This window comes from Cupriavidus alkaliphilus, assembly GCF_900094595.1.
GTDB lineage: Bacteria > Pseudomonadota > Gammaproteobacteria > Burkholderiales > Burkholderiaceae > Cupriavidus > Cupriavidus alkaliphilus.
Window position 1 is genome coordinate 1,618 of the sequence record NZ_FMAD01000027.1, and the last position, 1,665, is coordinate 3,282.

A 1,665-nucleotide genomic window follows, 5' to 3' on the forward strand; every position below is an offset into this window, starting at 1 on the left:
TGCCAACCGCGGTGAAATCGCCTGCCGCGTGGCCGCCACCTGCCGCCGGCTGGGCATCCGCACCGTCGCGGTGTATTCCGATGCCGACGCCGAGGCGCGCCACGTCGCCTTCTGCGACGAGGCGGTGCATATCGGCGGCGCCGCCGCGCGCGACAGCTACCTGCGCGCCGAGCACATCATCGAGATGGCCAAGGAAACCGGCGCCCAGGCCATCCACCCGGGCTACGGCTTCCTGTCCGAGAACGAAGCCTTCGCCGAGGCCTGCGCCGCGGCGGGGCTGGTCTTTATCGGGCCGCCGGCGTCGGCCATCCATGCGATGGGCAGCAAGAGCGCGGCCAAGCAGCTGATGGAAAAGGCGTCGGTGCCGCTGGTGCCGGGCTACCACGGCGAGGACCAGGACCCGGCGCTGCTGCGGCGCGAGGCCGACCGCATCGGCTACCCGGTGCTGCTCAAGGCCAGCGCGGGCGGCGGCGGCAAGGGCATGCGCGTGGTCGAGTCCGGCGACGGCTTCGAGGCAGCGCTGGCGTCGGTCAAGCGCGAGGCGTCGGCCAGTTTCGGCGACGACAAGGTGCTGGTGGAGAAATACCTGACGCGCCCGCGCCATATCGAGATCCAGGTGTTCGCCGACACCCACGGCAATTGCGTCTACCTGTTCGAGCGCGACTGCTCGGTGCAGCGCCGCCACCAGAAGGTGCTGGAGGAAGCGCCGGCGCCCGGCATGACCGAGGAGCGCCGCCGCGCCATGGGCGAAGCGGCGGTGGCCGCGGCAAAAGCCGTCGGCTACGTCGGCGCCGGTACGGTGGAATTTATCGCCGATTATTCCAACGGCGAGGACGGCTCGTTCTACTTCATGGAGATGAACACGCGCCTGCAGGTCGAGCATCCGGTGACCGAGATGATCACCGGGCAGGACCTGGTCGAATGGCAGCTGCGCGTCGCCGCCGGCGAGCCCCTGCCGCTGGCGCAGGAGCAGCTGCGCATCGACGGCCACGCGCTGGAGGCGCGCATCTACGCCGAGAATCCCGACAAGCAGTTCCTGCCGTCCACCGGCACGCTGCGCTTCCTGCGCACGCCGCCGGCGGTGCAGTTCATGCGCGGCGACGGGGTTGACGCAAATCCGCACGGCCCGGCCGGCGTGCGCATCGACGCCGGCGTGCGCGAGGGCGACACCATCAGTCCGTTCTACGACCCGATGATCGCCAAGCTGATCGTCTGGGGCAAGGACCGCGACGAGGCGCTGGCGCGCATGCGCCAGGCGCTGGCGGCGTACCACGTGGTGGGGCTGTCGACCAACGTGGCCTTCCTGCAGCGGCTGGTGAAGTCGGAGGCGTTCCGCACCGCCGACCTCGACACCGGGCTGATCGAGCGCAACGAGGCGGTCCTGTTCCCGCCGCCCGCGCCGGTCGGCATGGAGCTGATCGCGCTGGCGGTGGCGGCGCTGCTGGATCGCGAGGCGCGCGAATTGCGCATCGATGCCGCCGATCCGCACTCGCCGTGGACCCACGCCGGCGCGTGGCGGCTGAACGGCGGCGCGTCGCGCACGCTGCGCTTCGGCTATGGCGAGCAGGTGCTGGACGTGAAGCTGGACAGCAATGCACGCGGCAGCACGCTGATCTACGCCGACCAGGCCGCGCCCTTTGCCTATACCTGCCAGGCCGACGACCT

At 70.6% G+C, this 1,665-nt stretch carries 1 protein-coding gene; it reads left to right on the plus strand.

All coding sequences use genetic code 11. The features are described 5' to 3' along the window. A partial coding sequence (locus GA0116996_RS27830; protein WP_092318357.1) for an acetyl-CoA carboxylase biotin carboxylase subunit occupies positions 1–1,665 on the plus strand: 1,665 nt, incomplete at both ends.